Consider the following 2,030-nt stretch of genomic DNA (forward strand, 5'->3'; position numbering starts at 1 on the left):
CCAGGCAACTGGCCGCGCCACCCTCATGAAGTACCGCAAGGCCCGCAACGCCTACTACCGCCCAACCGAGGGCAACGCATGATCAGGCGCAGGAAGAAACCCAATCCACAGGGGGTAAACCATGAACATTGACACCTTCGGGGTATACGTCCGGGCGGAGTTGGAACACTGGGGCAGGGAGTTTGCCCTTCACCGTGACTGCGAGTATCTAGGCCACCAATCCAAGAACCTGCTGGCCGTGCTGATCGAACACCAGGGCGAGATGCCCGGCAGGACTCAGGGCTACAAGCCCATGGAGACTGATCTTCGCGCCCAGCGGATCGAGGACGTGGTGGCATATGTCTGGAGGTCCCATCGGGACATGGCCATCGTCCTGCGCGCCTACTACTGCGGGAACGGCAGGCGCAAGAACGAGCGCTGGGAGACGGCCAACCTTCTGCTGGCAAATGCCGGGAGTGCAGTCATCTCCAAGACTGGGTACATGGAGCTGGTCAGGCGCGGGGAGGATAGGGTTCGCGGATTTCTGGAGGGCATGGGATTCGCCATGCCCCTTGACAGGTCGGACCTGCGAGTGGCATAAATCAGCTACGTTGCCAAAGTTGCCCCTAGTCCTCGCGGACTGGGGGCTTTTTCGTTCTGGAGCCCTCATGTCAGCCCTCGCCTACGCCGTCTCCTTAGTGAAACGGTGGGAGAGCTGCAGGCTGGAGGCATACCCGGATCCGGCCACTGGCGGCGCGCCATGGACCATCGGCTGGGGAGCTACCGGCCCCGGCATCGTCAAGGGCGTGAAGTGGACGCAGGCGCAGGCAGATGAGCGCCTGGCGCAGGACGTGACCCGGTTCCTCAAGGGCGTCCAGTCGGCGGTGAAGAAGCCAGCCACGGATGCCCAGACCGGGGCTATGACTAGCCTGGCCTATAACATCGGAGCCAAGGCGTTTGCCAGTTCGACCCTGTTGCGGAAGTTCAACGCCGGGGACGTTGCTGGGGCCGCCGCTGAGTTCACACGTTGGAACCGGGCTGGGGGGAGGGTCATGAAGGGCCTGACCAACCGGCGCCTGGACGAACAGAGGGTGTTCCGCGAATGAGCGAAACCATGGACATCCTGGTCCGCATCCTCGCCATTGTCGTCCCCTGCCTCATGCTGGGCGTTGGGGCACTGACAGGCTGGATCTGGATGCTCTGGCAGGACCACAACAAGCACAAGCTCTATGTGGCCGAGAACATGCTTAAGCAGGGCGCGCTGCAGGAAGTGAAGGAAGAGATCCACAGCCTGCGCGATGTTATCTACCGAATCGCTACCAAGATGGATGTCCCCGTGTTCTCGGAGCCGTATAAGCGATGAGTGACGGAGATGATCTGGCCCGCGAGCTGCGCTCGGGACTTGAGCGGCTAGATAGCGCGCTCGGCCGAGTGCATGGTGCATCCGCCAACGGGAACGTGGTTCGCCTTGAGGGCGCCGGTTCGATCTGGAACGGGATCGCCATCGGTCTATCCCTGGCTGGTGTGATTCTCGGCGCCGTATGGATCGCCCATGTAGCGAGCAATGTTGACGTAGCGGCAAGGCAGGCCGAGGCCTACCAGAAGGCCGTGTACATGCTGGCGCCCCGGTTCGCCGAGGAAGTCGACAAAGAGCTGGATCGCCAGAAGGAGCGAGACAAGAAGTGAGCAGCCCGACCCCCATCATCACCAAGCCGCCGAAGGTCAACCGCGCCAGCCTGCTTCCGCAGGGCCTGATGCCGATCCGCGACACCCTCAAGCACTACAGCACCTGGGCGCTGGCCGTCCTTGTGGCATCACCGGACCTGTACCAGGCTGCCAACTCGCTTGGCATGCTGGCCGACGAGGCAATGCCCGAGGCCGTGAAGTGGTCCATCCGTGGCGTGGCCGGTGTCGGCCTGATCGCCAAGTTCATCAGCCAGCGGAAGCCGCAGGCCTGACATGAGCATCCTGTCTCGTGCCCTGCTGGTGGCGCTCATCGCCCTGGCAGGCATCGCCGTGTGGCAGCGAGGGACAGTGGCTCAGGCTGAGCG

The 2,030-nt window shown here is 63.0% G+C and carries 5 protein-coding genes; all 5 read left to right on the forward strand.

Translation table 11 applies throughout. The features are described from left to right. Positions 1 to 121 precede the first annotated feature (121 nt). The 5 genes from ACFQ6N_RS40395 (at position 122) to ACFQ6N_RS40415 (ending at position 1,937) form a co-directional block, all read left to right on the forward strand. Entirely contained in the window at positions 122 to 580 is a 459-nt protein-coding gene (locus tag ACFQ6N_RS40395; protein WP_362554338.1) for a hypothetical protein, read from the forward strand. 67 nt (positions 581 to 647) lie between these two features. Then, entirely contained in the window at positions 648 to 1,085 is a 438-nt protein-coding gene (locus tag ACFQ6N_RS40400; RefSeq protein WP_375862194.1) for a lysozyme, read from the forward strand. Positions 1,086 to 1,093: 8 nt separating this feature from the next. Beyond that, entirely contained in the window at positions 1,094 to 1,342 is a 249-nt protein-coding gene (locus ACFQ6N_RS40405) for a hypothetical protein (protein WP_049450389.1), read from the forward strand. Next, entirely contained in the window at positions 1,339 to 1,665 is a 327-nt protein-coding gene (locus ACFQ6N_RS40410; RefSeq protein ID WP_377870344.1) for a hypothetical protein, read from the forward strand. Before ACFQ6N_RS40405 ends, ACFQ6N_RS40410 begins: the two co-directional genes overlap by 4 nt. Next, complete coding sequence (locus ACFQ6N_RS40415; RefSeq protein ID WP_377870342.1) at positions 1,662 to 1,937, forward strand: hypothetical protein; 276 nt, start codon at positions 1,662 to 1,664, stop codon at positions 1,935 to 1,937. The genes ACFQ6N_RS40410 and ACFQ6N_RS40415 overlap by 4 nt, the downstream gene beginning before the upstream one ends. Positions 1,938 to 2,030: the final 93 nt, after the last annotated feature.

This window comes from Kitasatospora sp. NPDC056446, assembly GCF_042796115.1.
GTDB lineage: Bacteria > Actinomycetota > Actinomycetes > Streptomycetales > Streptomycetaceae > Kitasatospora.

Coding starts and splice junctions, on each gene's coding strand:
- ACFQ6N_RS40395 (WP_362554338.1), top strand. CDS start 122: ATGAACATTGACACCTTCGGGGTATACGTCCGGGCGGAGTTGGAACAC.
- ACFQ6N_RS40400 (WP_375862194.1), top strand. CDS start 648: ATGTCAGCCCTCGCCTACGCCGTCTCCTTAGTGAAACGGTGGGAGAGC.
- ACFQ6N_RS40405 (WP_049450389.1), top strand. CDS start 1,094: ATGGACATCCTGGTCCGCATCCTCGCCATTGTCGTCCCCTGCCTCATG.
- ACFQ6N_RS40410 (WP_377870344.1), top strand. CDS start 1,339: ATGAGTGACGGAGATGATCTGGCCCGCGAGCTGCGCTCGGGACTTGAG.